30 protein-coding genes and 1 pseudogene are annotated in these 26,433 nt (G+C 65.0%); 22 read left to right on the plus strand and 9 right to left on the minus strand.

The annotated features are described in order from the left end of the window. Nucleotides 1-77: 77 nt before the first annotated feature. On the minus strand, nucleotides 78-692 hold the full coding sequence (locus APS40_RS01345) for a dihydrofolate reductase family protein (RefSeq protein ID WP_055045349.1): 615 nt from the start codon (nucleotides 690-692) through the stop codon (nucleotides 78-80). A 128-nt stretch (nucleotides 693-820) separates the two neighbouring features. Between APS40_RS01345 and APS40_RS01350 the strand changes: the two genes are divergently transcribed. Further along, nucleotides 821-1,150 (plus strand): ArsR/SmtB family transcription factor, encoded by a 330-nt coding sequence (locus tag APS40_RS01350; RefSeq protein WP_055045350.1) that lies wholly within the window; start codon nucleotides 821-823, stop codon nucleotides 1,148-1,150. Next, on the plus strand, nucleotides 1,147-1,626 hold the full coding sequence (locus APS40_RS01355) for an SRPBCC domain-containing protein (protein WP_055045351.1): 480 nt from the start codon (nucleotides 1,147-1,149) through the stop codon (nucleotides 1,624-1,626). Before APS40_RS01350 ends, APS40_RS01355 begins: the two co-directional genes overlap by 4 nt. Nucleotides 1,627-1,862: 236 nt before the next feature. Here the strand turns inward: APS40_RS01355 and APS40_RS01360 are convergent, their stop codons facing one another. Further along, the gene (locus APS40_RS01360; RefSeq protein WP_055045352.1) at nucleotides 1,863-3,035 is read right to left on the minus strand and encodes an MFS transporter; all 1,173 of its coding nucleotides are present in this window, start codon (nucleotides 3,033-3,035) and stop codon (nucleotides 1,863-1,865) included. 1,217 nt (nucleotides 3,036-4,252) lie between these two features. On the opposite strand from APS40_RS01360, the pseudogene uvrB reads away from it, so the two are divergent. The 4 genes and pseudogenes from uvrB to APS40_RS24330 form a co-directional block, all read left to right on the plus strand. Continuing rightward, a pseudogene (gene uvrB, locus APS40_RS01365) lies at nucleotides 4,253-6,619 on the plus strand (excinuclease ABC subunit UvrB); the annotation flags it as partial. A 192-nt stretch (nucleotides 6,620-6,811) separates the two neighbouring features. Then, nucleotides 6,812-7,909 (plus strand): DUF262 domain-containing protein, encoded by a 1,098-nt coding sequence (locus APS40_RS01370; RefSeq protein WP_055045353.1) that lies wholly within the window; start codon nucleotides 6,812-6,814, stop codon nucleotides 7,907-7,909. Then, a complete protein-coding gene (locus tag APS40_RS01375) occupies nucleotides 7,906-8,616 on the plus strand; it encodes an MAE_28990/MAE_18760 family HEPN-like nuclease (RefSeq protein ID WP_055045354.1) in 711 nt (236 codons plus the stop codon). The genes APS40_RS01370 and APS40_RS01375 overlap by 4 nt, the downstream gene beginning before the upstream one ends. Beyond that, nucleotides 8,613-9,713, plus strand: coding sequence for a DNA cytosine methyltransferase (locus APS40_RS24330; protein ID WP_082434121.1), 1,101 nt, complete (start codon nucleotides 8,613-8,615; stop codon nucleotides 9,711-9,713). Before APS40_RS01375 ends, APS40_RS24330 begins: the two co-directional genes overlap by 4 nt. Here the strand turns inward: APS40_RS24330 and APS40_RS24335 are convergent. Next, nucleotides 9,680-10,177 (minus strand): very short patch repair endonuclease, encoded by a 498-nt coding sequence (locus APS40_RS24335; RefSeq protein WP_335338171.1) that lies wholly within the window; start codon nucleotides 10,175-10,177, stop codon nucleotides 9,680-9,682. The two genes, APS40_RS24330 and APS40_RS24335, sit on opposite strands and share 34 nt — an antisense overlap. A gap of 462 nt (nucleotides 10,178-10,639) precedes the next feature. Here APS40_RS24335 and APS40_RS01380 point away from each other — a divergent pair, with 462 nt between their 5' ends. From APS40_RS01380 to APS40_RS01385, 4 genes are all read left to right on the plus strand, one after another. Continuing rightward, nucleotides 10,640-10,969, plus strand: a complete 330-nt coding sequence (locus tag APS40_RS01380) for a hypothetical protein (RefSeq protein WP_055045355.1) — start codon at nucleotides 10,640-10,642, stop codon at nucleotides 10,967-10,969. A gap of 83 nt (nucleotides 10,970-11,052) precedes the next feature. After that, nucleotides 11,053-11,220, plus strand: coding sequence for a hypothetical protein (locus tag APS40_RS24700; RefSeq protein ID WP_156342778.1), 168 nt, complete (start codon nucleotides 11,053-11,055; stop codon nucleotides 11,218-11,220). A gap of 44 nt (nucleotides 11,221-11,264) precedes the next feature. After that, nucleotides 11,265-11,429: a hypothetical protein gene (locus APS40_RS24705; RefSeq protein ID WP_156342779.1), complete on the plus strand. Its 165-nt coding sequence runs from the start codon at nucleotides 11,265-11,267 to the stop codon at nucleotides 11,427-11,429. A gap of 680 nt (nucleotides 11,430-12,109) precedes the next feature. Further along, nucleotides 12,110-12,388, plus strand: a complete 279-nt coding sequence (locus tag APS40_RS01385) for a DUF1905 domain-containing protein (protein ID WP_055049506.1) — start codon at nucleotides 12,110-12,112, stop codon at nucleotides 12,386-12,388. Between the two features lie 4 nt (nucleotides 12,389-12,392). Here APS40_RS01385 and APS40_RS01390 read toward each other — a convergent pair whose 3' ends face one another. Beyond that, a complete protein-coding gene (locus APS40_RS01390) occupies nucleotides 12,393-12,590 on the minus strand; it encodes a hypothetical protein (protein WP_055045356.1) in 198 nt (65 codons plus the stop codon). A 298-nt stretch (nucleotides 12,591-12,888) separates the two neighbouring features. Here APS40_RS01390 and APS40_RS01395 point away from each other — a divergent pair, with 298 nt between their 5' ends. The 9 genes from APS40_RS01395 (at nucleotide 12,889) to APS40_RS01435 (ending at nucleotide 17,903) form a co-directional block, all read left to right on the plus strand. After that, entirely contained in the window at nucleotides 12,889-13,332 is a 444-nt protein-coding gene (locus APS40_RS01395; RefSeq protein ID WP_055045357.1) for a Crp/Fnr family transcriptional regulator, read from the plus strand. Between the two features lie 75 nt (nucleotides 13,333-13,407). Beyond that, entirely contained in the window at nucleotides 13,408-13,728 is a 321-nt protein-coding gene (locus APS40_RS01400; RefSeq protein WP_055045358.1) for a hypothetical protein, read from the plus strand. 74 nt (nucleotides 13,729-13,802) lie between these two features. Continuing rightward, nucleotides 13,803-14,345 carry a pyridoxamine 5'-phosphate oxidase family protein gene (locus APS40_RS01405; protein ID WP_055045359.1) on the plus strand — a complete coding sequence of 181 codons (543 nt, stop codon included), beginning with the start codon at nucleotides 13,803-13,805 and terminating at the stop codon, nucleotides 14,343-14,345. Between the two features lie 326 nt (nucleotides 14,346-14,671). Further along, on the plus strand, nucleotides 14,672-15,043 hold the full coding sequence (locus APS40_RS01410; RefSeq protein ID WP_055045360.1) for an SH3 domain-containing protein: 372 nt from the start codon (nucleotides 14,672-14,674) through the stop codon (nucleotides 15,041-15,043). 152 nt (nucleotides 15,044-15,195) lie between these two features. Beyond that, nucleotides 15,196-15,555: an SH3 domain-containing protein gene (locus APS40_RS01415; protein WP_055045361.1), complete on the plus strand. Its 360-nt coding sequence runs from the start codon at nucleotides 15,196-15,198 to the stop codon at nucleotides 15,553-15,555. Nucleotides 15,556-15,866: 311 nt separating this feature from the next. Continuing rightward, nucleotides 15,867-16,241, plus strand: coding sequence for an SH3 domain-containing protein (locus APS40_RS01420; RefSeq protein ID WP_055045362.1), 375 nt, complete (start codon nucleotides 15,867-15,869; stop codon nucleotides 16,239-16,241). A gap of 280 nt (nucleotides 16,242-16,521) precedes the next feature. Then, on the plus strand, nucleotides 16,522-16,977 hold the full coding sequence (locus tag APS40_RS01425) for an SH3 domain-containing protein (protein ID WP_156342780.1): 456 nt from the start codon (nucleotides 16,522-16,524) through the stop codon (nucleotides 16,975-16,977). Between the two features lie 158 nt (nucleotides 16,978-17,135). After that, a complete protein-coding gene (locus APS40_RS01430; protein WP_055045364.1) occupies nucleotides 17,136-17,561 on the plus strand; it encodes an SH3 domain-containing protein in 426 nt (141 codons plus the stop codon). A 120-nt stretch (nucleotides 17,562-17,681) separates the two neighbouring features. Next, nucleotides 17,682-17,903, plus strand: a complete 222-nt coding sequence (locus APS40_RS01435; protein WP_055045365.1) for a hypothetical protein — start codon at nucleotides 17,682-17,684, stop codon at nucleotides 17,901-17,903. A 253-nt stretch (nucleotides 17,904-18,156) separates the two neighbouring features. Here the strand turns inward: APS40_RS01435 and APS40_RS01440 are convergent, their stop codons facing one another. The 3 genes from APS40_RS01440 to APS40_RS01450 form a co-directional block, all read right to left on the minus strand. Next, on the minus strand, nucleotides 18,157-18,594 hold the full coding sequence (locus APS40_RS01440; RefSeq protein ID WP_055045366.1) for a hypothetical protein: 438 nt from the start codon (nucleotides 18,592-18,594) through the stop codon (nucleotides 18,157-18,159). 169 nt (nucleotides 18,595-18,763) lie between these two features. Beyond that, on the minus strand, nucleotides 18,764-19,711 hold the full coding sequence (locus tag APS40_RS01445) for a DMT family transporter (RefSeq protein ID WP_197279408.1): 948 nt from the start codon (nucleotides 19,709-19,711) through the stop codon (nucleotides 18,764-18,766). 98 nt (nucleotides 19,712-19,809) lie between these two features. Next, a complete protein-coding gene (locus APS40_RS01450; protein ID WP_055045368.1) occupies nucleotides 19,810-20,133 on the minus strand; it encodes a hypothetical protein in 324 nt (107 codons plus the stop codon). Between the two features lie 271 nt (nucleotides 20,134-20,404). Here APS40_RS01450 and APS40_RS01455 point away from each other — a divergent pair, with 271 nt between their 5' ends. The 3 genes from APS40_RS01455 (at nucleotide 20,405) to APS40_RS01465 (ending at nucleotide 23,780) form a co-directional block, all read left to right on the plus strand. After that, entirely contained in the window at nucleotides 20,405-21,196 is a 792-nt protein-coding gene (locus APS40_RS01455; RefSeq protein ID WP_055045369.1) for an SDR family oxidoreductase, read from the plus strand. Next, a complete protein-coding gene (gene uvrC, locus APS40_RS01460) occupies nucleotides 21,193-23,085 on the plus strand; it encodes an excinuclease ABC subunit UvrC (RefSeq protein WP_055049507.1) in 1,893 nt (630 codons plus the stop codon). The genes APS40_RS01455 and uvrC overlap by 4 nt, the downstream gene beginning before the upstream one ends. 92 nt (nucleotides 23,086-23,177) lie before the next feature. After that, the gene (locus APS40_RS01465) at nucleotides 23,178-23,780 is read left to right on the plus strand and encodes a short chain dehydrogenase (protein ID WP_055045370.1); all 603 of its coding nucleotides are present in this window, start codon (nucleotides 23,178-23,180) and stop codon (nucleotides 23,778-23,780) included. Between the two features lie 182 nt (nucleotides 23,781-23,962). Here APS40_RS01465 and APS40_RS24340 read toward each other — a convergent pair whose 3' ends face one another. Together APS40_RS24340 and APS40_RS01470 are read right to left on the minus strand one after the other, a co-directional pair. Beyond that, a complete protein-coding gene (locus tag APS40_RS24340; RefSeq protein WP_082434123.1) occupies nucleotides 23,963-24,106 on the minus strand; it encodes a DUF1127 domain-containing protein in 144 nt (47 codons plus the stop codon). 569 nt (nucleotides 24,107-24,675) lie between these two features. Beyond that, complete coding sequence (locus APS40_RS01470) at nucleotides 24,676-26,370, minus strand: MFS transporter (RefSeq protein ID WP_055045371.1); 1,695 nt, start codon at nucleotides 26,368-26,370, stop codon at nucleotides 24,676-24,678. Nucleotides 26,371-26,433: the final 63 nt, after the last annotated feature.

The following is a 26,433-nucleotide window of genomic DNA, read 5'->3' on the forward strand; positions in this document are numbered from 1 at the left end:
CCCACCGGCTGTCATCCCAGCTTTCGCTGGGATGACACCGAGTTGGTGGACAAATACTGCCACCCAACTCGCAAACCCTAAGGCCGCTGGAACGTTCCGTATTCCGCCTCGCCCACCCGTTCGAACACCTGCACGTTCAGCCCGCCGGGCGTCGTCTCGTTGCGCACCGCCCGCATCGCCGTGGCCGCATCGCTGTGCTTGAACAGCCGGTGCCCCGCACCGACGATCACCGGCGCCACCACCAGCCGCAGCTCGTCGACCAGCCCCGCCGCCAGCAAAGATCCCGCCAGGCTGCCGCTGCCATGCACCTGCAGTTCCCGGCCCGGCCGCGCCTTCAGGGCCTCGATTTCCTGCAGCACCGCGCCGCGCAACAGGGTCGCCGGTCCCCAGGGGGTTGCCGCGAGCGTCGCCGACGCCACGTATTTGGGCAGCCGGTTCATCATCAGCCCGATGGCATCGTCAGGCTTGTTCATCTCCGGCCAGTCGCGCCCAAAACTCTCATAGGTCCGCCGGCCGAGCAGCAGGCCATCGGCCTGCTCCAGCCAGCGCCGCGCCTGGTCCATAAAACCCTGCTCGATATAGGGCACGAACCAGCCACCCCGCGCGAAACCGTCGCTGCGGTCCTCGTCCGGGCTGCCCGGCCCCTGATAGACTCCATCTAGCGAGACGAAGGTCGTGGTCACCAGCTTCATTGCTTGCACTCCTATGCTTTGCCTTTCGGCTAACTATCAATGCAAAACACTTAGCACAATGGCTAAGTGATAGGCACGCGCAACACTTAGCCATTGCGCTAAGCATCAACCGGTGCTAGGCGTCGCGCATGCAGGCGGACAGCGCGCAACTCGATGGAATTTTCCAGGCTCTTGCCGATCCGACGCGGCGGGCCATCCTGACGCAGCTCGGCCACGGGCCGGCCGCCGTCGGCGAACTGGCGAAGCCGTTCGACATGGCCCTGCCCTCGTTCATGAAGCATGTCGCAGCGCTCGAGCAGAGCGGCCTGATCCGCACCTCGAAATCCGGCCGGGTGCGCACCTGCACCCTCGAGCGCGGGACTTTCGCGCTGGTCGACCGCTGGCTCGGCCAGCAGCGCCGGCTGTGGAGCGAGCGCACTGACCGGCTCGAGGCGTTCGTGACAAGGGGTGACACATGACCCAGAGCTTCGACCCCGAGCGCGACCTCAGCATCGAGCGCTTCATCCGCGCCCCGCGCGCCGCGGTGTGGACTGCCTGGACCGATCCGCGGCAGTTCGAGCAATGGTGGGTGCCGGCGCCGGCCCAGTGCCGCGCCGTCCGCTTCGACGCGGTTCCTGGCGGCCCGCTGGTCACCGAGATCAGCGAAGCCGGAAGCCCTTTCGCTCCGCACATGGATGCCTGCTTCATCCTGGTCGAGCCGCAGCGCCGGCTGATCTTCACCGACGCGCTGCTCGCCGGCTACCGCCCGGCGCCCACGAGCTTCATCACCGCCGAGATCACCCTCGCCGAGGCCGACGGCGGCACGCAATACACCGCCCGCGTGATGCACGCCGACCGCGCTGCCCGCGACCGCCACGCCGAACTCGGCTTCTACGACGGCTGGGGCACGGTGATCGGCCAGCTGGCGCGGTTTGTCGAGGCGCCGAGCAACTGAGCGGCCTTGTTGCACCGCTGGTGCCACAACGCCCCCTCGCCCCTCTGGGGAGAGGGTCGGGGTGAGGGGCAGCCAAGCACACCGGCCCTGCCGCTACCCCTGCACCACATGATCCGGCGCACTTGGCGCCCCTCACCCCGCGGTACGGCCTTCGGCCGCATCGCCGCCCTCTCCCCAGAGGGGCGAGGGGGCGCTGTTGGCGCCGCCAGTGCAACACTAACGGCCCTGGGTCCCGATCACTCCTCGTCATCCCGCCGCTCGCCATGCCCCATCGGCACCGAGCGCCACACCAGCAGCGCCAGCGCCACCAGCGGCGCGCCGATCAGCGGCAGCGCCGTGGCGCCCCAGCTGTCCAGCACGATGCCGCCCAGCGCTGCCGCCACCGCCATGCCGATCATGAAGGCCGACATGTTGAGCGAGATGGCGACCGGCACCGCGCCCGGGGCGATCTGCGCCATGTGGCTCGCCACCGCGATGGAATAGGTCCGGCCGACGAACCCCTGCGCCCCCACCGTCAGCATCAGCGCCGGCAGCGCGAAGGCCGGCGGCAGGTAGCTGAGGCCGAAGAACACCAGCATCACCACGATCACCGCCAGTCCGGCAATGGTCGCGGTCCGCCCGCTGCCCAGCCGGTCCGACATGCGCCCGGCAGTGGCGCTGCACGCCACCGCGCCGATGCCGCCGGCCAGCAGCACCAGCGGCAGCGCCTCGTAGCCGACGCCCACCGCCGACATCAGCGCGCCGATATAGACGATCAGCGGCGACGAGCCGATCATGAACAAGAGGGTCGAGAGCAGCGCCCGGCCGACGCCCGGGTTGCGCAGCACCTTGAGCCGATCGCGAATGCTCAGCGTATCGCCCAGCATGCCGCGCGGCAGCCGCAGATAAAGCGCGGTCGCCGCCAGCCCGGCCATGATCGCCAGCATCACATAGACGACGCGCCAGCCGAACTGCGCTGCGATCCAGGCGCCGAGCGGCACCCCGGCGAGGGCCGCGATCGCCTGGCCCATGCTGATCACCTGCATGTAGCGGCCGCGCTTGCCATAGGGCGCGATCATCGCCGCCGTCGCCATGGCGGTGCCGGTATAGGTGCCGGCCACCACCGCCAGCGCCGTCCGCACCACGACCAGCGCTTCGAAGGTGGTGGAGAGCACGATGAGCAGCGCGCAGAGCGCAAAGCCGAATTCCGAACCGGCGAGGATCCGCCGCCGCCCCACTCCGCCCAGCAGCAACGCCAGCAGCGGCGGGCCGAAGGCATAGGCCAGCGAATAGAACAGCACCACGAGGCCCGCCTGCCCCAGGCTCACCCGCAGGTCGGCGCCGATCAGCGGCAGCAACCCGGCAATCAGCCCACCCTCGATGGCCCCGACAAATGCCGCCAGCGCCAGCCAATACAGCCGCGAATCCATATTTCTCCCTCGGCAGTATTCTTGTCGGCGCAAACCGGCCGGGGAAAGGGCTAATTGCCGGCGCCGCCCCATCCAATGGTAGCGGTCGCGCCCCCCACCTCCCCCTAGACGGGGGAGGCAAGCGAAGCTTGGGAGCGTCAGCGACCTAGCGCAGCTCGGAGGGGGTGCGCGGCGGGCTGGGTGTCTGCGGCCGGCCACTCTATGGCCGGGCGACCAAAGCCCCACCGAGCCCATCGCACACCCCACCCCATCCCGGCCATTCGAGCATAGCTCTCATGGCCTTCTCCCCTAAAATCACTCCACTGGAGTGATTTTGCCTGCGGCCGGCTCGAAGCCCGTCAAGGGGAGGGTGTCCGGCCGGCGTCTCTGGCCCGATCCCGCCCACAACACCGGCCCCACCTCCCCCTTGACGGGGGAGGCAAGCAAAGCTTGGGAGCGTCAGCGACCTAGCGAAGCTCGGTGGGGGTGTGCGGCGACCGCAGCACTATCGGCGTCCCGCCGTGCGCGCCCCCAGCCTCCCCTCTCCCTCTGGGGGAGAGGGTCAGGGTGAGGGGGCCTTGCCGCACACGCCGAACCTGGAGCAAGGCCCCCTCACCCGGCGCTGCGCGCCGACCTCTCCCCCCAGGGAGAGGTGAACGCCGCCTCCGCCAACAGTGCGCCTTGCCCACCCCCTCCGAGCTCCGCTAGCTCGCTTCGCTCACAAGCTCCGCTTGCCTCCCCCGTCAGGGGGGAGGTGATCGCGGCTGTGGCTCGGCCGTGCCCTCCACGCCCCCCGTTCACATTCCGTTCGCCACACCCTATATTGCTGTCGAACCACGACAACACTGACAGATTCTGACAGCACGCCTATCTATGGTGCTTGCTGCGCACTGCCCGCGCTGCTGTCGCCGGGCGCCAACAGATCGAACCGCCGAGAGTCCGCCATGCCCCCGAAAAAGCCGGTTTCCGACTTCTCCATCGACGACTTCATCGGCGAGATCGAAAAGGCCGAGGCCGAGCAGTTGAACAAGCGGCTGCCGCAGGAGCGGCTGAAGAACAAGCGCGCCCTCGACAATGCCGCGCGCCGCGCCGCCGAAGCCGCCGGCACCGGCATCCAGCCGCTGAAGCCGCAACCGGTGCGCAGCAACGACGATTTCGATGCGCCGCGCATCAAGAAGGCCGACGGCCCCTTGGCGCAGGAGAAGCCGAAGAAGACCGCCCGCTCCGCCGCCACCGGCATGCAGCTCAAGGCGCCAAAATCCAAGGCCAACTCGGTCGACCGTCCGGATTTCGGCGGCATGGGCGAGTCGGACCAGGCCGGCTTCGGCCATCTGCCCTCAGGTCGGGTGACGGCCCGCGATATCTCGCGCCAGGCGGCGAAAGACCCCGAGGTGATGGAGCAGCTGCGCGAAGCGCTCGAGACCTCGAAGAAGAAGGTCAAGGCCAAGAACATGCCGGGCCAGTCGCTGGCCGGCGCCCAGACCGTCGGCATCTCGGCGACGGTGAAGGCGCTCGAGGACATCATCCTGCACGGCCGCAAGGAGGTGGAGGGCAATACCGAGTGGAAGCCGCACCGCCCTGCCCCGCGCGAAAAATCCGAAGGCGGCGTGCCGTTCAAGCTGGTCACCCAGTATGAGCCGCGCGGCGACCAGCCCACCGCCATCGCCGACCTGGTGGAAGGCGTCGAGAACGGCGAGACCGATCAGGTGCTGCTCGGCGTCACCGGCTCGGGCAAGACTTTCACCGCAGCGCAGACCATCATGCGCACCCAGCGCCCGGCGCTGATCCTCGCGCCCAACAAGACGCTGGCGGCGCAGCTCTATGGCGAGATGAAGTCGTTCTTCCCCGACAACGCCGTCGAGTATTTCGTCTCCTACTACGACTACTACCAGCCCGAGGCCTATGTGCCGCGGACCGACACCTATATCGAGAAGGAATCGACCATCAACGAGCAGATCGACCGCATGCGCCACTCGGCGACGCGCGCCCTGCTCGAACGCGACGACGTCATCATCGTCGCCTCGGTCTCCTGCATCTACGGTATCGGCTCGGTGGAAGACTACACCGCCATGACCTTCGACCTGAGGAAGGGCCAGAAGGTCGACCACCAGGAGCTGCTGCGCTCGCTCGCCCAGCTGCAATACAAGCGGGGCGATGCCGGCTTCACCCGCGGCACCTTCCGGGTGCGCGGCGACACGGTCGAACTGTTCCCCGCCCACTACGAGGATGCCGCCTGGCGCATCACCCTGTTCGGCAACGAGATCGAGTCGATCTCCGAGTTCGATCCGCTGACCGGCAAGAAGTCGTCCGACCTGCTGTCGATCCGCATCTTCGCCAACAGCCACTATGTGACGCCGCGCGCCACCCTCACCGGCGCCATCAAGGAGATCAGGAAGGAACTCGCCGCCCGCCTGCAGGAGCTGAACGGCGCCGGCCGCTTCCTCGAAGCGCAGCGCCTGGAGCAGCGCACCCTGTTCGATCTCGAGATGATGGAAGCCACCGGCTCCTGCGCCGGCATCGAGAACTATTCGCGCTACTTCTCCGGGCGCAAGCCGGGCGAGCCGCCGCCGACCCTGTTCGAATACCTGCCCGACAACGCCCTGGTGTTCATCGACGAAAGCCACGTCACCGTCGGCCAGCTCGGCGCCATGTATCGCGGCGACCTGCGCCGCAAGGCCACCCTCGCCGAATACGGCTTCCGCCTGCCCTCGGCCATGGACAACCGCCCGCTCCGCTTCGAGGAGTGGAACGCCATGCGCCCGCAGACCATCTATGTCTCGGCCACCCCCGGCGCCTGGGAACTGGAGCAGTCCGGCGGCGTGTTCGCCGAGCAGGTGATCCGCCCCACCGGCCTGATCGACCCGCCGGTCGAGATCCGTCCCGCCAAGACCCAGGTCGACGACGTGGTCGACGAGATCCGCCAGGTGACCAAGGCCGGCTACCGCACCCTGGTCACCGTGCTGACCAAACGCATGGCCGAGGATCTCACCGAATACATGCACGAGCAGGGCATTCGCGTCCGCTACATGCACTCCGATATCGACACCATCGAGCGCATCGAGATCATCCGCGATCTCCGCCTCGGCGCCTTCGACGTGCTGGTCGGCATCAACCTCTTGCGCGAAGGCCTCGACATCCCCGAATGCGCCCTCGTCGCCATTCTCGATGCCGACAAGGAAGGGTTCCTGCGCTCGGAGACCTCACTGATCCAGACCATCGGCCGCGCCGCCCGTAACGTCGACGGCAAGGTCATCCTCTACGCCGACAACATCACCGGCTCCATGGAACGCGCCATGGCCGAAACCAACCGCCGCCGCGAAAAGCAGCAGGCCTATAACGAAGCCAACGGCATCACCCCGCAATCGGTGAAATCCAACATCAAGGAAATCGTCGACAGCATCTACGAACAGGACCACGTCACCGTCTCGATCGGCAAGGACAAGAGCGGCAAGGAGAAGGTGCAGGCTGGGGCCAACCTCGCCGCGGTCATCAAGGACCTGGAACGCGAGATGCGCGAGGCGGCGACGAATCTGGAGTTTGAACGCGCGGCACGGCTGCGGGATGAGGTGAAACGGTTGCGGGAGATGGAGTTGGATGTGTTGGAGGGGAGTGCGGACTAGGGCGTTCAAGCTCACGAAGTTGAGTTCGAGGGTCGGGCCGCTCCTTTAAAGCCGCACGCCGAAAATCAGGGTGTGTTGGAAGGATAGCACTTGGCGGGTAACTCGTGCGCTTCGAATGATGACTGCGTACATTACAGGTATCGAATCAATCTGCATGGGGCTCCACCGGGTTCGGTTATGGCGAAGAAGATCAAATCTAACATTACTGCAGAACAGATTGCCAAGGCCGAAGAGGCGATATCGGCCGTGTCCCGCCAAGTACGATTTACGATTGTCGAGTACCCCATATCAGTCTATGTGAGCAGGTTTGGAAACGACACGGACGACCGCTATTTTGTTCCGGAGTATCAACGCAACGCCGCTTGGAACGACGAACAAAAGTCCCAGTTTATTGAATCACTTCTCGTCGGATTGCCGATACCATTTATGTTCTTCTACCAGACCCCCGTTGGAAGAATGGAGATAGTGGACGGATCGCAAAGAATGCGTGCGATGCGATCGTTCATAAAAGAGAGCCTGCGACTTAAGGAGCTCGTTCTCGTTCCTGAGTTAAATGGCTTCCGCTTTGGTGACCTCCCTCAGGAACGGCGAAACAAGCTAGAAGACTTCACGATCCGAACTATTGTTTTAGATACAGACACAGATCCCTCGACTCGTGCGGAGATGTTTGCCCGGATCAATCGCGCAGGAACGGCAGCCAATGAAGCGGAGATCCGGCGCGGCTCGTTACCTGGCCCGATGACTGATCTGATCAAAGAGCTGGCAGAGTCGGCAGAGTTTGCGGCGGCAACGCCGATATCCGACAAGGCAGTAGATCAGCGCGAGCGCGAAGAACTCGTAACGCGTTTCTTTGCCTACACCGATACTTCCGACGCCCCTGACGGAAGGTTCCTAGGTTATCGGGACCGACCGAAGAAGTTCCTTTACGACTACCTAAAGGGAGCGAACGAGCGTGCCAAACAGGACGCCAGCATCATCGAACAGAAGCGAGCTGAATTTTTCCGAGTACTGGATTTTGTCGCCAATACGTTCCCACTAGGGTTCCGCAGAAATGGCAGTGGCCCCCCAGTACCTCGAGTCCGCTTCGAGGCAATCGCGGTCGGTTCTGCCCTCGCGCTACGTCAAATGCCCAACCTTCATGTGGAGAAGGAAACCGTGGCCCGTCGAATGACCGAGAGTGGTTTTGACAAGATCGTCGTCTCCGACGGGGCCAATGTTCGCGCAAAACTAGAAGGACGTATCGACCTCGCAAAAAATATTCTGCTTCAGCAATGAGTGAGTTGGCGACCTCTCTAAGCGACCGGCGGGAAGAGTTCGAAACTCACTTTGCCGTAGCAGTGGCCGTCGAAGAGAGAATCTTCGCGGGCGATGACATCTCGATCGGCGGAATCAAGCTTTCGGCACGATATCTCCTAACGATGAAGTCGGGCCTGCTGGTGCATCTCTACAACATCGTTGAGTCCACCATGACACGTGCTAGCAACCTGGTGGGCGGCGCATTTGGAAGCGTCACACCTAGGCAGTGGACGGAGAAGGCACTTCGCGAGTGGCTACGCGAAAACGCCGTCGCACGTATCGATGGTAACGAAGACACTCGATTAAATACGGTGCACCGTTTCTCGGCGCTGCTGGTAGAAGGCGCTCCGCTCGGCCCGCAGATGCTCAAGAAGCCATCTGGCACATGGACCGACAAGAGCATTGTGGAGTTCGCTAGGCGACTCGGCGTAAGATTTCGATTGAATCGTGTGCTGGCGGCAGCCATCGCAGAGCGACCAGAGTTCGGGGATCAAAGCCCGCTCGAATTCCTAGCTGAGCGACGAAACGCGTTAGCACACGGTCGGCGATCCTTTGAGGAAGGAGCGAATGATCTGACGCTCAGCCAAATTCGCGGCCTTGCCGATGCCGTATTCATCTATCTCGAGGCAACGGCAGGCGCTTTCCAGCTGTACGTTGACGAGAGCCACTACTTGGTTACCCAATGACCAATCGCCCAAAAATCGCCGCCGTTGACCTGTTCTGCGGAGTTGGTGGGCTTACCTATGGCCTTGAATCTGCTGGGATTGATGTGCGGCTGGGTGTCGACATCGACCCTGAGTGCGAATATCCGATAAGCGAAAATACTGGAGCACGCTTCGAGAAGGCCGACGTCGGAGCAATGAAGGTCGAGGTGTTGGAAGACGCGCTGCGCGGAGGCGCAGTTCGGCTACTAGCGGGGTGCGCGCCCTGTCAGCCATTCTCAACCTACGCTCAATCGGCCAAAGAGGCGGTTGCGAACGACGAGGACCGAGAGGCCCGCGACGATTGGAAACTGGTTGGACGCTTCGGTGATTTCGTAAAGGCCCTGCAACCCGACCTGGTCACGATGGAGAACGTGCCTCCGCTTGCTAGGCAGCCCGTCTTTAGAAAACTGCTGAGCGATCTCGAAGGCTACTCGGTCGACTACCGCGTAGTGGAATGCCGAACGATCGGTCTACCTCAGCGCCGCAAGCGACTTGTGCTTGTGGCATCGAAACTGGGTCCCATTAGCATCCCAGAGTTCGAGTTTCCTGAGAAGTCAGTTCGCAAGGTTATTGGCGACCTGCCAAAGCTGGAGGCCGGCCAAGTAGACGTAACTGATCGCCTGCACCGCGCCAGCAGTCTCAGCAAGCTCAATCTCGATCGCATCCGGGCATCTATCCCGGGAGGCACGTGGAGAGATTGGCCTGAAGAACTACGGGCAGCATGCCATGTCCGAGAGAGCGGCGGAACTTATCCTTCGGTCTACGGCCGTATGGAGTGGGATGAACCAGCTCCTACCATAACCACACAGTGTTTTGGCTATGGCAACGGCCGATTCGGCCATCCTGAGCAAGACCGAGCCATCAGTCTACGAGAAGCAGCAATGCTACAAGGATTTCCAAGAGACTATGCGTTCATCCCAAGTGATGAGCCAGTCAGCTTCGCGAAATTGGGGCGGCTTATCGGTAATGCGGTTCCCGTCACCCTTGGCGAAATGATTGGGAAGTTGCTGGTAGAGCACGTTCAGCGACTAGGCGACGCCACCCCTCAAGCCAACGAACTCGCTCGGGCGCGGGGGTAGTCAGTTAGTAACTGCAGTAGCTTAGCTTCCAGCCGTTGCTCGTCACGCGTCTCGCACTCCCAGATCACCTCTGTCTTCCATCCCAATGCCTGGAGTTCCCTAACTTTGCGATCGTCTCGTCTCCGGTTTGCCTCTGATTTTTCCATCCAGAATTCTTGGTTGGCACTTGGCCGTCGCCCAGCGCGGCACTCATGAGCATGCCAAAAGCAACCATGGACGAATATTGCAAGCTTCCGGGATGGCATCACGATATCTGGACGTCCCGGTAGGTTAGCCTTGTGCAGGCGAAAGCGACCTCCTAGACGATGTAGTATCCTTCGAACCACCAACTCTGGAAGCGTGTTTTTGTTTTTGACGCGGCTCATCAGCCAACTGCGGTGCTGCTTAGTCAGATTGTCCATCTGAGCCAACTTACGCTCGTTTGAGACGATTGTGGGGCGCCCAGCCCCCGTAAATCGGCTCATCCTTCATCATATGACTTTCATGTTCGCCCCGTTGCATTCCGCAACGCGGGGTAAAACATCAAATCCTGCCAAAGCTTAGCGTCGCGGTCCTGGCCGTTGCGGCCGCCGTTGTGAGTGCCCCATTACAGAGTTTCCCGGAGATCACCGCGGTGCGCGCCACCGACCTGCTACGGGCGCGCCACCCGATGGTCAGCCGATCACCGCCATCAAGGGCGAGCGGCTGCGGTTGCACGAATGCGTGGGCAAGCCGACTTTGTGCCGGCCGGGCAGCTCGCCAGCCGCAGCCCTTCAACGGCTGGTCCCGGCCGATGCGCTCGATGGCGCCGTCTCCGCCAGATGATCGGTTCGGCCGGCGTAGCTGCGCGCCGACCCATCCTCCCCGCACCGCAAAGTCATCTCGCCCCAGTTGACGCCTCGAGCACCACCCACCAGAACAGAATGGGAACGCCATCGAGTCCGCCTATGCCGCCGCCCGGCCACCTCCAGAAGAAGTATCCCGGTAAGACCCACCTCTTGAAGCATGCCGCCGAGTGGGGCCAGCTGGTGATCGTCCGCTGCAATGGCTGCCGCCGCAGCGCTACCTATCTCGCCGCCGACCTCGTCGAACTGCTCGATCCCGAGCGACCGGCGCTTTGGCCGCCCTTCCCCTGCCCGCGCTGCAAGACTGACGAATATATCCGCGTCACCCTCAACTCGCCCTATGGCGAGGATTACGGCCGCATGCTGATCCGCCGCCCCGGCCCGGTGCGGGTAACGCAGACCTGGCGCACGGTGAAGCTGGGCGATCCGTGAGCCTGTTATCGGTCTTCGGGCGCGTGATCCCTCGACGGCCATGCCAGGCCCCGATAACGTCACACCATTCTTGGGGGATTTTCATGCACATCGCATTTCGCGCCGCGTTTGCCGGCCTCCTCGCCTGCTCCATCCTGCCGGCGGCCGCCGCCGAGCACGCCTTCACCCTGCACAACAACCTCACCAAGCCGATCACCGGCTTCAAGGTGAAGGGCGGCGTGCGGAGCGGCCTGCGGCCGCCCGCGAGGTAAGCGGCTTCAAGACCATCGGGGCGGGGAAGCGCATCACCTTCACCGTGACGGTACCCGGCAGCGACTGCGCCGCCGCAGTCAGCGCCCGGGTCGGCGAGAGCCGGCGCGATGGGCGGGTCAATCTCTGCGACACGGGCGGCTACGTTCTTACGCCGGCGGAAGGCGGCACGAAGTTCCTGCCGCTGTCGCAGGTGATGCTGGTTCGGTAGGGCGGTTCATTGACGAGCTGACGCGCTGCAATCACCTACTTGCTCTTATGCGCTCCGTCGGTTCGCTCGCCATCCGACAGCACCTCAAACTCGGTGTCATCCCAGCGAAAGCTAGGACCCATGTCTCCGTTAGTGCGGGCTGGGAGCGGACGAGGGCAAGAGCCCTCGCCGCGGGGTCCCAGCTTTCGCTGGGATGACAGCCGGTGGGTGCATCTGGGATCGATGCTAATCACTGCCTCCTGCCCCACCCACCAGCGTCATTCCCGCGAAGGCCGGAGCCTGGTGGGATACTGCGGCGCTTGTGGGGGCTGAGAGATCGCACTGGGTCCCCGCCTTCGCGGGGATCACATCGCGTTTGGGGCAGGTTTGGTGACAACCGATGAATGGGTCAGCGTCGTGCGCCGCCGCTAGACGGGCAGAGATCCAGGGGCAACCGAAGGTGACCCACTGCAATCACCCCATACTCGGTGTCATCCCAGCGAAAGCTGGGACCCAACTATCGGCTGGCGCGGGCTGCGAGATGGGTCCCAGCTTTCGCTGGGATGACAGCCGGTGGGTGGGCAAGATCGTAGCTTGGCAACATGACCGACCGTTTGCACCGGCGCAGCTCAATTTTGCCCCCCTGTCGAAATCGCCTCCCCTCGCCCGACATGGTCTCAGGCAAGCGAAAGGAGCCGATCATGGCAGCGAACCTCCCCACCAGCTTCGAGGCCACCCTGCTCCAGAGTCCCGCCAAAGGCGGCTGGACCTACCTGGTCTGGCCGCACTCCGTCGCCTTCTTCGGCACGCGTGGCCTGGTGAAGGTCGCCGGCACCATGGAGGGGCGGCCGTTCCGCTCGAGCTTCATGGCGCTCGGCGACGGCACGCACAAGCTGCCGGTGGCCGCAGAGCTCCGCCAGCAGCTCGGCAAGCGCGTCGGCGAGACTATCGCCGTGACGCTGACCGAAAGGCTCAACTGAGGCCTCACCCCTGCTCGATGGTGAGCGTGCCATGCGTCCGGTCCTCGATGGTCTGCAGCGGCAGGCTGAGGCGGAACTCGTCGCCGGCGGGGTGGTAGATGGCGAAGCGAAAGCCCTTCTGCAGCAGCGCTTCCACCTCGTCCTGGGTGAATTTCGGGTGCCGCGTGGTGCGGCCGTTGAGCGGAATGGTGTGTCTGGGCATGGGTCGGCTCCGGCATATGTTCGCGATTTGTTCTAGTGATGAGGCTTTGGCGGAGTCCACTGGCATTTGCTGGAAAGTCACTGTCGGACGGAACGCAGCGCTGTCGGCAGACCGGTTCGGCATGCCTTGCCGTTGGCAATGAGGAAGGCCCCCTCACCCGGCGCTGCGCGCCGACCTCTCCCCCAAAGGGAGAGGTGAAGCTGCCCGCGCCAACGTGACATGACCGTATCGCACAACCGCGCTATCCTGATCGGGCGGAGCGCGGGGCTCCGGCTCGAATCTGGGGGATTCTTCGACCATGGCCAACCTCTTGGCGCTCACCAATGCCTACCCGACGCTCAGCCTCGCGCGCGGCGAAGCGCTGATCGAGACGGGCGAGGCGCTCGGGGAGCTCTATGTGCTGGTGTCGGGCCGCCTGGTGGTGGAGCGCGACGGCATCGAGATCGCCCGCATCACCGAGCCCGGCACCCTGGTGGGCGAGATGAGCGTGCTGCTCGGCACCGACCATTCGGCGACGGTCACCGCCCTCACCCCGGTCGAGGTGCGCCATATCGAGGATGGCATCCGCTGGCTCGAGCAAAGCCCCATCGCCGCGCTGCATGTAGCCACCCTCGCCTGCCAGCGGCTCGATGCCACCAGCGCGCTGCTGGTGCAACTGCGCAAGGAAGCCAACGGCAACCGCGAGCATGGCCTGCTCGAACGGCTGTTCGGCGCCGTCACCGGAGCCGAAACCCGCGCCTGATCCATCCGTGGCGTTGATGGCTGCCATAACGCCGGCTGCCTTGATCTTGCGGCCGGCCTGCCGGAACATGCCGGCATGCTCAAACGCCAGGCCATCGACGAAACCGAAGCTCCCGCCGCGCCGCTCTCCAATGGCGGCCCGCCGCTCGACGATTCCCCGCGCCCCTGGGGCGACAACGGCATCGGCAACTATTTCGAGTGGAAGGCGGCGAGCGAGAAGGCCTTCAACGACGTGCCCTACGATATCGCGGTGATGCGGGCCCGGCGCGCCGAGGCGATGGGTTTGACCTATCGCGAGTACACGCTCGAAATCCTCGAGCGCGGCCGCTATCTCAGCGCCGAGGCCGATGCCGAGCGCATCGCCGAGATCAAGCGGCGGCGCCCGATCCGCTACTGATCACTTCGCCGCCAACCGGCAACCCTCGCCCCGCTTCGTCCGTTGCCCACCCACCGCAACGACAGGAGCCGACCATGGCCAACGAAGAACACCGCCTGACGCCCGCCGAACTCGCCGACAAGGCGTGGCACCTGGCGGAGAAGATCCGCATTGCCCTTCTCACCTCGTGGGATGGCGAGCAGCAGCGCATCCGGCCGCTCTCGGCCACTGTCGATCGCGACGCCGACGCCATCCAGTTCCTGATCGGCGCGCATGGCGGCACCACGCTGGCCGAGGCCACCGGCGCGCCGGCGCTGACGCTGGTGCAGCAGGTGGAGAAGTTCCCCACCGTGACGCTGGCTTTCGCCGACCACGGCTCGCACGACTATGTCACCATCACCGGCCAGGCCGTGGTCAGCAACGATCGCGCCCGCATCAAGGAGCTGTGGACGCCGTTCGCCAAGGCCTGGTGGGACAGCGCCGACGACCCGGAAATCCGCCTGCTGACGGTGACGCCGGAGAATGCCGAGATCTGGGAAGGCCCCAACCAGCTGGTCGCCACCGCCATCATGCTCACCGCCGCCGTCACCGGTGCCAAACCCGCCGTGGGCGATCACGGCGCAGTGCGGTTGGGCTGAGGAACCCGCAGTCGGCGTCCCTCTCCCGTTTACGGGGGAGGGGGGACCGGCCGAAGGGCCGGTGGGTGGGGGGAGCCCCACGATCGGGCCTCTCCACAGCCACACACGATTGACACGTGGGGCATTGCCGACTGCAACAACGGGGGCGTCAGCCCGCGATTAGCGCGTGGGCTCCCCCGTCCCACCACGCTTTCGCGTGGTCCCCCCTCCCCCGCAGGCGGGAGAGGGTGCGCCGACTGCAAGCCCTTGCGCCCCGCCCCGATTTTGCCCGCTTTTGCGGCGTTGCTGCGTGGCAGCAAGAACAACAACACGCCCGGAGTCCGTCGATGCGCACTGCCCTTCTCGCCGTAACTCTCGTCGCCGCCAGCCTCGTGGCGCTGCCTGCCGAGGCCGCGTCGCGCGGTACGGCGCGGGCCTCGGCCGATATCCCGGTGCGCAGCGGCCCCGGCGCCGGCTACCAGACCATCGGCACGCTGCCCAAGGGCGCCGAAGTGCGCCTGCAGCGCTGCACGCGCAACTCCAACTGGTGCCTGTTCCTCAATGCCAAGGGCCGGCCGGCCGGCTGGGTGCGTGGCTCCTATCTCGTCGGCTCTGGCGCCAAGCTCGAGGTGACGCCCTACAAGTTCGAAGGTTTCGATCCGCTCGACCCGATCCGCACCTGCGACGATGACGATCACACCAGCATGTTCTGCTGGTAAGTCCTCGGGCGGCTCCGCCACAAAGATGAACGGATGTCGCGCCGGGCGCGAATCATTCTACCTTAACAACGGTTTCAGCTTCAGTTCAGGCACGTCCTTCTAACTTCACGGTCAAGGCACACGTGCCAACCCTGAAACGAAGGAAACCGAAAATGTCTTTCCGTGCTCTCAAGACCGCCGCTCTCGCCACTCTCGTCGTCGTCGCCACTGCCGGCGCCTCGATGGCGGCCCAGTATGCCTGGGTCGACAACAACGCCAAGGTGAAGCAGTTCCACAAGCAGAACTCGGCCAGCGTCAACTGGGTCCAGGCCGGCCAGAAGGTCAAGGTCATCGGCCAGTGGAACAACTGGTACAAGCTGCAGATCCCGGGCCCCGATGGCTGGGTGAAGGGCAATGTGCTGAGCTTCGGGCCGCAGTTCCCGGGCCCGTTCCCCGGCTACGGCTATGGCTATGGCGGCTCGTTCTGCATCAACGGCCAGAGCGCCTCGTTCTGCCTGAGCGGCGGTTACTAGGGTCGGCTTCGCCGAAGGCGAAACGATCCCGATGGCGGCCCCGGGCGGCTTCGTCGCGCAAGCGGCGAAACGCTCCGGCCCCCCGGTCGGCTTCGCCGGAACGGCGAAACGATCCGGCAGTTGCCCCCAGTCGACAGAACTCCCACCATCGCGCCTCCGGGACCTCCCTCCCGGAGGCGTTTTCAATTTCACGGTTTATCCCAGATTTACGGGGCTTTCAGCCTGCGTTCAGATTGGGCCTGCTACATCTCATGACAAGGCAGTGATGCCACCCGGCACTCACGCAAACGACTCCACAGAAGGACCCGATCATGTTCATCACCAGCATCAAGACTGCGGCGCTCGCCACCGCTATCGTTCTCGCCACCGCCGGCGCCTCGATGGCCGCCACCTGGGCCTATGTCGACCAGGACGCCAATGTGCGCAAGAACCACAGCAACGGCTCGCAGCCCATCAACACCGTCTACGAGGGCGACAAGGTCAAGGTCATCGGCCAGTGGAACAACTGGTACAAGGTGCAGATCCCCGGCCCCGACGGCTGGGTGAAGGCCGGCGTGCTGGATTTCGACTATTACGACGACGGCCCGTCCTACCCGGTCTACCCGTCCAAGCCCGGCATCGGCTTCGGCAGCAGCTTCTGCGTCGACGGCAAGAACGCCCAGTTCTGCCTCGGCACCAGCTACTAACTCAGGGGCGGCTTCGCCGCAGGCGAAACGCTCCCCGGTCGGCTTCACTGCGCAGCGGTGAAACGATCCGGCTCCCCGGTCGGCTTCACTGCGCAGCGGTGAAACGATCCGGCAGCAGGCGAAACGCTCCGGGCAACTCAGCCCCATCCTCGAAACGCTCCCGGGCCCTCCCCCGGGAGCGTTTCTCATTTACCCGCCGTTAACAGCGCCAGCGCCCACCGCGCAGCGTTCCGGCCCGTTCCGCGTTAGCTGTGCTGCTTGGGAAACAAGAGTGCCGATCATGTCGCCTGTCCGCCTTCTGCTTTGTGCCCTCGGCCTGCTGACCGCCGGTCTCGCCGCTGCGCCGGCCTTGGCCGGGGGGACCGTCGCCTCGGGTTTCGTCAATGTCCGCGCCGGTCCGGGCGGCAGCTATCCTGTCGTGGCGGTGCTCGCGCCGGGCGAGCGAGTCAGGATCGACCACTGCCGCGGCCCCTGGTGCCTGGTCCGCCAGGCGGGGCCCGACGGCTGGGTCGACGCCAACTACCTGACCACGCCGCGCCACTATCGGAAACACGGCTTCGTCCGCAACGTCCCGCACGACAGCGGCAGCTATGCCGGCGGCTATTATGGCGGCGAGCGGTTCTACGACGACTACGCTTTTCTGGAGCGGCCACACCAGCGCTACCGGACTTATGATTTCTACGGCGACATCATCTGCATCAGGGGCGACTACGCCCAGGCCTGCCCGCGCCGCTGAGGGGCGCCGCCGATGAACCCATCGCGCGGTCGCAGCGTTTAGGTCGGCAGCAGCGCCCGAAGCGCCACCGTTCAGTTTCGGTTCAGGAAACCCGGAGCAGTTTGGCCGCGTTTGGGGAACACTGCCGACAAGTTTACCTCCTGAAAGGAGCCCCCATCATGTCGCTTCGCCGTTTCGTACTCGGCTTTGCCGGCGCCGTCGCCCTCCTGACCGCCGGCATCGGCGCCGCCAGCGCCGCCACTGCCTATGCCAATTCCACCGTCAACGTCCGTGCCGGCGCCGGCACCAGCTATGCCGTAGTCGGCGTACTGCGCCCCGGCCAGCGCGTCGAGATCGATTATTGCCGCGGTGCCTGGTGCCTGATCCAGCAGCGTGGCCCGGATGGCTGGGTCAACGCCAACTACCTGGATTCCGGCCGATCCTACGATCGCGGTCGCTACGACCGTTACGATCGCTATGACGACTACTACGATGACGGCTTCTACCTGGAGCGCCCGCGCTACCGGTACCGCTATCCCTATCCGTTCTACCGCAGCCAGGCGTGCTTCGGCCGTCCCAACGTGTCGTTCTGCTTCAGCAACTGATCGACTTGCCGGGTGCTGTGACGAGGCCTATCTAAAGGAGCGCTTTCAGGAAAAGTCGCAGGCTTTTCCGCCTTCGAATGCGCGACGAAGTTCAGGTCTCCCACAGCGCCCGGATGCCTCATGGCCGCACAGCAGATGAAGCCTTACGTGAAGCTCGCTTCCACGCTCGCCAGCGTGGGGCTCGGCATCTTCTTCATCGAGCGCTTCGGGCTTTCCGAGCTGCAGAAGAACGGCAGCATCCATCTCGACGGCACGCTCCTGTCCATCATGGTGATCGCCCCGGTGCTGCTGGTGCTTGCCGGCGCAGTGGTGTTCATGGTGGGCAAGATGCGGCGGCTTTAGGCCACTGACAGCGCCTCATGCGTCCCCTCGCCCCTCTGGGGAGAGGGTCAGGGTGAGGGGTGGCCAAGCACACCGCGTGCGCAATCGTCGTATCGTGCACACCGCGTGCGCAATCGTCTTATCGTGGCAGCCCGCCTCAGACCGTGAGTTCCACGCGCTTGGCGCCCCTCACCCCGCGAATGAGGCCTTCGGCCTCATCCGCCACCCTCTCCCCAGAGGGGCGAGGGGGCGCTGTGGCACCGCCGGTAGTCCCCTACTCCACCCGCAACCGCTCGACGTCGATGCCGCGCGCCACCAGCGGCTCGCGCATGCGGCGGCCCATGAACTCGTTGATGCCGTAGAGGGCCAGCGCCGCCACCAGCAGCACGATGCCGAAGCCGCGCGTGCCCTCGGCCGTACCGATGGCGATCGCCGCCAGCACCGCGGCGGCGGCGCCGCCGATCAGGATGTACCAGCGCCGCTCGGCCTGCACCCGCAGGTTGCGGGCGCTCGACAGCAGCAGGTCCCTGAGCTCGAGATCGCCCATGGCGGCCAGCTCGGTGCCGCCCTCGCGCCGGATCGTCTGCATATAGGCCTCGACCCGCCGCTCGATCACTTCCTGCCGCTCGGCATCGCGCCGCCCGCGGAAGAAGTAACTGCCGACCAGGCCGACGAGCCCCAGCACCAGCGCAATTTCCAGCAGCACGACCATCGGCTTGTCCCTTTCTCAGGCGTCAGCACCCGTTGCTCATGAGATGTCCCTGATGGGGCGGGGATTCAAGGGAAGCGGCAGTCGGCAGTCGGCAGTCGGCAGTCGAAGCAAATGTCTCTTTCTACTTCGACTGCCGACTGCCGACTGCCGATTGCCGACTGCAGCCCCCTCAATGCGGCAGCGTCTCTTCCTCTGCGGCGGTCGCCGCCTCCCGGCGGCCGGCCCGGCTCAGCTGGCGTTCGCGCGCCATCACCACGAGGCCGGCGCCGACGATGATGCCGCCGCCGATCAGCGCCACCGGGTCGATCAGGTGGCCGAAGAACTGGTAGCTGAGGAAAATCCCCCAGGGCAGCGCGAAATAGTTGAAGGGCTGCAGCGTGCTGGCCGGCGCGCGCGACAGCGCTACCATCATCAGCCCATGCGAGGCGGTCGAGGTGACCATCACCAGCCCGATCTGCAGCATGGCGCCAAGATCCATCGGTTGCCAGAAAAACACCCCCGTCACGGTGGTCAGCAGCAGCCCGCCGACCCCGACATAGACCATGCTGGTGGCCGTCGAATCCGCGCTCGACACTTTGCGGGTCAGCGCGATGTAGAGGGCGTAGCTCGCCGCCGAAAGGATGGCGAAGATCACGCCGCCATCGATCGGCAGGCCGCCCGGCCGGACGATCACCAGCGCCCCGCAGAAGCCGACGAACACTGCCACCAGGCGGAACAATCCGACCTTTTCGCCGAGGATCGGGATCGCTACCAGCGTCGCCATCAGCGGATAGACCAGCACCACCGCCTGCAGCTCGGCCAGCGGCACGGTCTTCAGCGCCATGGCGAAGAACCAGATATCGACCACCAGCAGGATCGCCCTGAGCCCTTGCAGCCACGGATAGCGCGAGCGGAACGCCTGCTTCAGCGGCCCCTGCCGGCTCACCAGCACCAGCGAGAACGCGGCGAAGGCCCAGAAGCGCAGCATGGCGATCTGGAATGGCGAGTGCGTCTGCACCAGCGATTTCGAAACCGCGTCCTGGATGCCGAAGATCACGATGGCAAGGAGGGTGAGACCGATGCCGAGCGCAACGTTGTCGGCCCGGCGGCGAGGTTGCCCGGTCTGGGGCTCGGTCATGGACATACTCTGGAAAGTCGAACGCCCCGGGCAAGCCGCCCGGGGCAACTAACGAAACCAGGTCGCGTTCGTCAAAACCCGACCTGCGCAGGCGTCGATCAGCTGCTCTTTACCGTAGCGTTCTTGATCAGGCCGGCGATGGTGGTCAAGAGGCCACCGCCGACGAGGCCGGTCAGGCCCTGCCCGGCGAGTGCGCCGATATCGAGGCCACCCGCCGTGCCGGCTGCCGCCGCGGCACTGCCGACCAGCCCGGAGAGGCCCGGGATCATGCTGGCCAGCCAGGTGCCCAGCCAGCCGCCGATGGCCCCGGCGATGGTGTTGCCCACCGGACCGAGATTGACCTGCTTGAGGACGGCCGCGATGCCGTTGCCCCCGACGCCGCCGCCAATCAGTTGAACCAGAATCGGAATAATTGCTTCCATTGGACGCTCCTCAGATCCAGCTTGTGGGAAGCCGAGTGGCCCCCAGCTCGCAACTGCGACGTTACGCCCGATTGCAGAGAGTCGGTAGTCCGAAGCTTGCACGTACTTGAAGCAGCGGGGGAAACCCGGACAACCGGCAATAATTGCCGATAGACGAACCGCGCTTCTGCTTGAAAAGCGCTGCATCGGGCAGCGCAAAACTTGACGCGCGCGGCACACGGCGCCGTCAATTGAACCCCCAAGCGCGAAGCCCTATCTTCCGCCTCGACTCATGACATCCGCACCCGAACATCTCCCGGCCGATTCCAGCCGTGTCGCCCTCATCACCGGCGCTGCCGACCGCGTCGGCGCCGCCATTGCCCGCCGGCTCGCCGGCGAGGGCTGGGCCGTGGTCATTCACTACCGCGCCTCGGCCGAGAAGGCCGAAGCCCTGGCGGCCGAAATCGGCGCCGCCGGCGGCATGGCCGCGACCGTTGCCGCCGACCTCGCGGACCGCCCGCAGCGCGCCCGGCTCATCGCCGAGGCTGCAAAGCCGTTCGGCCCGCTGACCCTGCTCGTCAACAATGCCTCGCTGTTCGAGCGCGATGCCGTCGCCGATCTCGACGAGACGCTGTGGGACGCGCATTTCGCGGTGCATGCCGAAGCGCCGGCTTTCCTCGCCCGTGATTTGGCCGCGCAGCTGCCGGCCGTTGCCAGAGGCAATATCGTCAACATCATCGACGAGCGCGTGCTCGACCTGTCGCCGGCCTATTTCAGCTACACCCTCAGCAAGTCCGTGCTGTGGACCATGACGCGCACCCTGGCGCAATCGCTGGCGCCGCGCATCCGCGTCAACGCCATCGGCCCCGGCCCGACCGTGCCGCCGCCGCATGTTTCAGCCGAGGCGCATGCCCGCCGCCTCCTCGAGCTGCCGCTCGGCCGCAGCGCCGATGCCGATGGCATTGCCGATGGTGTCGTCGCCATTCTCGGCCTCGACGCGATGACCGGCCAGATGATCGTCCTCGACGGCGGCGAGCATATCGAATGGCCCGCCCGCCGCGGCCCTACCCCGAGGCGCAGATGAGCGACACGCCTCATATCTCAGGTTCTCAGATCTCGGGCGCCGAGGTCATCAGGGCCTTTGTCAAGACCCTGCCCACTTCGCCCGGCGTCTATCGCATGTTCGACGAGGCCGGCGAGGTGGTCTATGTCGGCAAGGCGCGCAACCTCAAGGCGCGCGTCACCAACTATACCCGTCCCGAAGGCCTCGATATCCGCATCCGCCGGATGATCGAAGCGACGCGCAACATGGAGTTCGTGCGCACCGAGACGGAAGCCGAAGCGCTGCTGCTCGAAGCCAACCTGATCAAGCGCCTGAAGCCGCGCTTCAACGTGCTGCTGCGCGACGACAAGAGCTTCCCCTACATCCTGATCGCCACCGAGCACGAAGCCGCCGAGCTGAAGAAGCATCGCGGCACGCGGCGCATCAAGGGCCACTATTTCGGCCCCTTCGCCTCGGCCCTGGCAGTCAAGCGCACCATCACCGCGCTGCAGCGCGCCTTCCTGCTCCGCACCTGTTCGGACAGTTTCTACAAGGCCCGCACCCGGCCCTGCATGCTGCACCAGATCAAGCGCTGCTCGGCTCCCTGCACCGGGGAGATTTCGATCACCGACTATAACGAGCTGGTCGAGGAAGCCCGCCAGTTCCTCTCGGGCAAGTCGAAATCGGTGCAGGATCACCTCGCCGCCGACATGAATGTCGCCGCCGAGAACCTCGATTTCGAGCGCGCCGCGCTGCTGCGCGACCGCCTGAGCGCCCTCGCCCTGGTGCAGTCGCAGGGCGATGTCGCCGCCAAGACCGTTGAAGAAGCCGACGTCTTCGCCATCGGCCATGAGGCCGGGCAGTTCTGCGTGCAGGTGTTCTTCTTCCGGGCCTACCAGAACTGGGGCAACCACGCTTTCCGGCCACGCGCCGACGCGTCGCTGAGCGATGCCGAAGTGCTCGAGGCCTTCATCAGCCAGTTCTATGAGGATCGCACGCCGCCGCGGCAGATCCTGCTCTCGCACGAGCTCAGCGAGAAGGAGCTGATGGAAGAGGCGCTGTCCGCCCGCGCCGGGCACAAGGTGTCGATCCAGACGCCACAGCGCGGCGAGAAGAAGGATCTGGTGCAGCACGCGCTCAACAATGCGCGCGAGGCGCTGGGCCGCCAGCTGGCGGAAGGCGCCACGCAGAAGACCCTGCTCGAGGGCGTCGCCACCCTGTTCGGGCTCGACGAGCCGCCGCGCCGCATCGAGGTCTACGACAACTCGCATATCTCCGGCACCAACGCGGTCGGCGCCATGATCGTCGCCGGCGAAGAGGGCTTGAACAAGAAATACTACCGCACCTTCAACATCCGCTCGACCGACATCACCCCGGGTGACGATTTCGGCATGATGCGCGAAGTGCTGACCCGCCGCTTCACCCGCCTCGCCAATGAGAGCACCCCGGAAGCCGAGGACGAGAATACCGGCATGCCGGACTGGCCCGACGTGGTGTTCATCGACGGCGGCGCCGGGCAGCTCAATGCGGTGCGCGAGGTCATCGCCCAGCTGAACCTGCCCAAGGAAGTGATCTTCATCGGCATCGCCAAGGGCGAAGAGCGCGATGCCGGCCGCGAGAAATTCTTCATGGAGGGCCGCGAGGCCTTCATGCTGCCGCACCGCGACCCGGTCCTCTACTACGTGCAGCGGCTGCGCGACGAAGCCCACCGCTTCGCCATCGGCACGCATCGCGCCAAGCGCCGGAAGGACGTGATCCGGAACCCGCTCGACGAGATCGACGGCATCGGGCCGACACGAAAACGTGCGTTGCTGCAACGCTTTGGCTCGGCAAAGGCAGTTGGCCGGGCGGCGCTGGCGGACCTCGCCTCCGTGCCGGGCGTGTCGACCCAGCTGGCGCAGCAGATCTACGACCATTTCAACGGGAGTTAGCCGCGTTTCTCTCTGATCCTCCCCTCGCGTCGACCACCCAAGGGGTGGCGGAGGGAACGATCTCCACCCCGATTACCCTCAAGGACATTGCTATGAAGATCATCGTCATTGGTGCCACCGGCACCATCGGCAAGGCCGTCGTCGCCGCCCTGTCGCCCCGCCACGAGGTGATTTCCGCCTCGCGCAACGGCACGCACAAGGCCGACCTCCAGGACACGGCCAGTCTTGAAGCGCTGCTCAAGGCCGTCGGCCCGGTCGACGCCATCGTCAGCGCCGCCGGCGGCGCCGCTTACAAGCCGCTCGCCGACCTGACGCCGGCCGATTTCCAGATGAGCTTCGACTACAAGCTGATGGGCCAGATCAACCTCGCCCGCCTCGCGCCGGCCCATCTGCGCGACAATGGCTCGATCACCCTCACCGCCGGCTGGTGGGCGCGTGAACCGGTCCCCAATGTCGCCGCCATCGCCACGGTCAATGCCGGCCTCGAGGGCTTCACTCGTGCCGCGGCGATCGAACTGCCGCGCGGTATCCGCATCAACCTGGTGAGTCCGCCGCTGGTCGGCGCACCCGAGTGGAACGGCGACAAGGTTGCCCGCATGACCCCCGAGGATACCGCCAAGGGCTACCTCGAAGCCATCGAAGGCACCGCCACCGGCCAGGTCATCGACACCCGCCCCTACGCCAAGGCCGCCTAGACACTGCCGTCGGCTGGTCCTCCCGAGTAGTGGGGGACCAGCAACGCCGGTGAAGCTGCGGCCACAGCCGAGCTTTCGCTGGCGGAAATATCAATCGATGCGGCGGGAAGCAGAACCTTGCGCCCCAAAAACAAAAGGCGCCCACCGGGCGCCTTCGTTCATCTCATCGCTGAGTAAGCTGCTTAGTTGACCGCAGTACGGGCGACCGACTTGATGTCGTCGCGGGTGATGCCGAGGTCGCGAAGCTGGGTGTTGCTCAGCTGCGAGAGCTCACGGACGGTGCGGTTGTAGGCGGCGAACTGCGAGAGTTTCTGGCGGATGTTCATTTGGTTTCCCCTTCTGTTTGATGACGCTGATATAGAGCTGTCAACCCGACCCAACCAGTAGGGTATTGCGCACCCGAGCTATGCACCAGATGCATGCTCCGCGCGTCCGCGTTGGGTTTTCGTTCAGAATTACAGCGCCAGCGAGCCGCACCGCAGCGCGAGCCATGCGTTTTCGTTCATAATGCATTCATATCCGCGGCAAGGTCGCGGCGAACTTGCGGCTAACCCTTGGTGCCGCCCCAACAGCGAGATGGCCTCGGTCGCTGGCGGAATCGCGCTAACAGGCTACCGGCCTCGAGCTCCCCTCGCCATTGAGGCAGGGCAATCGCACATGAAGCACCGACAGTAGTTGGAGTGCCTTCTCCCCTTGTGGGAGAAGAAGGTGGCCGAAGGCCGGATGAGGGGTTCTCTCCGCATACTCAATCGCCCCTCGCTACGCTCGGGTCGCGCTACACTTCGTTGCGCGGACCCCTCATCCGCCCTTCGGGCACCTTCTCCCACAAGGGGAGAAGGTAAGAGGTGCCCTCCAAAGCTATATGCGATTGCCCTCACTCCTAAGGGGAGCTGCCTCAGGCTGCCTGCTCGACCGCATCAACCATCCGCTCCGGCGCCTTGCCGCCGGCCGAGCCGCCCAGCCACGAGGCCAGCGCCGCAAGAAGGTAGAGCATCAGCGAGATGGTGAAGGCGATCTTGATTCCCACCATGAACGGCGCCGCCAGGAGGTGCGGGAAGAACTCCTTGCCGGTGATCACCGCCTGCTGCGCCGCGCTCAGCGCATGCAGCGCCCCCGCCGGGATCAACTCGCCCATCGGGTTGTAGCCGAGGAACGCCGCGAACAGGCTCGCCACCGGCGGCGCCGCGGCGACCTGCGCCGCGATGTCGGCGCTCGGGCCTTCGGCCACGAGATTGCTCTGCATGCTCTGCGGCAGGCTCAGCGACAGCCCGACAATCATCAGGGTGAAGAAGATGCCGATCGACAGCACCTGTCCGGCATTCATCGCCGTGGCGCGGATGCCCGCCGCCTGCCCGCGTTCGGCGGCCGGCACGGCATTCATCGTCTGCGTGGCGTTGGGTGCCGAGAACAGCCCTGAGGCGACGCCGTTCAAAAACAGCAGCGTCGCGAAGATCGGGTAGTCGAAGTCGGCGTTGAGCAGCATCAGCCCGAGAAAGGTCGCGGCGCCCAGCAGCATGCCGAGGCTGGCGAAGGCACGTTGTCCGAACCGATCCGCCAGCATGCCGGCCACCGGCCCGGCGATCAGCACGCCCAGCGTCAGCGGCACCATGAAGATGCCGGCCCAGAGCGGCGTCGATTCGAAGCTGTAGCCATGCAGCGGCAGCCAGATGCCCTGCAGCCAGATGATCAGCATGAACTGCAGCCCGCCGCGCCCGATCGAGGTCATCAGGTTGGCCGAGATGCCGGCAAAGAACGGCTTGATGCGGAACAGCTTCAGATCGATCATCGGCGGCTTCGCCCTGGTTTCGATGAAGAAAAAGAACGCCAGGAACACCAGCCCCAGTCCGAGCTCTGCCAGCACCTGCGGGCTGCCCCAGGCCATCAGGTCGTTATGGTAGGGCTGGATGCCGTCATTGACGCCGATCAGCAACAGCACCAGGCCGACCGCGAAGGTGATGTTGCCCCACCAGTCGATCTTCGAATGCCGGGTCGGCACATAGTCCTTCATGCTGACATAGGCCCAGATGGTGCCCACCAGCCCGATGGGGACGTTGATCCAGAAGATCCAGCGCCAGTCGATATCGGCGAGCAGACCACCGAGGATCAGCCCGATGAACTGCCCTGCGATCGCCGCCATGGTGTTGATGCCGAGCGCCAGCCCGCGCTGCCGGGTCGGGAATACGTCGATCAGGATGGCCGTGGCGGTGGAGGTCAGCATCGCCCCGCCGATGCCCTGCACGATCCTGAGCCCGACGAGGTAATAGGCCGCGCCGTCGCCGGTCGGCATGAAGCTCAAGGCGATCGAGGCGAGCGTGAAGATGAGAAAGCCCAGGTTGTACACCTTGGCCCGCCCGAACATGTCTCCGAGCTTGCCGAAGGTCACCACCAGCACCGAAGTCACCACCATGTAGCCCATGATGGTCCAGAGCAGGACGTTGGTGTTGCCGGGGTCGAGCGGCTTCAGGCCGATGCCGCGGAAGATCGCCGGCAGGCTGATCAAGACGATCGAAGCGTTGATCGTGGCGGCGAGCATCCCCAGCGTGGTGTTGCTCAGCACCATCCATTTGTGGTTGTTCGGTTGCGAACTCATTCGTTGCGTCCTCGGGGCCCTGCCCCGGCGGCGCAGGCCGACACCGGAGCTATACAATTTGGC

This window comes from Devosia sp. A16 (assembly GCF_001402915.1).
Taxonomy (GTDB): domain Bacteria; phylum Pseudomonadota; class Alphaproteobacteria; order Rhizobiales; family Devosiaceae; genus Devosia_A.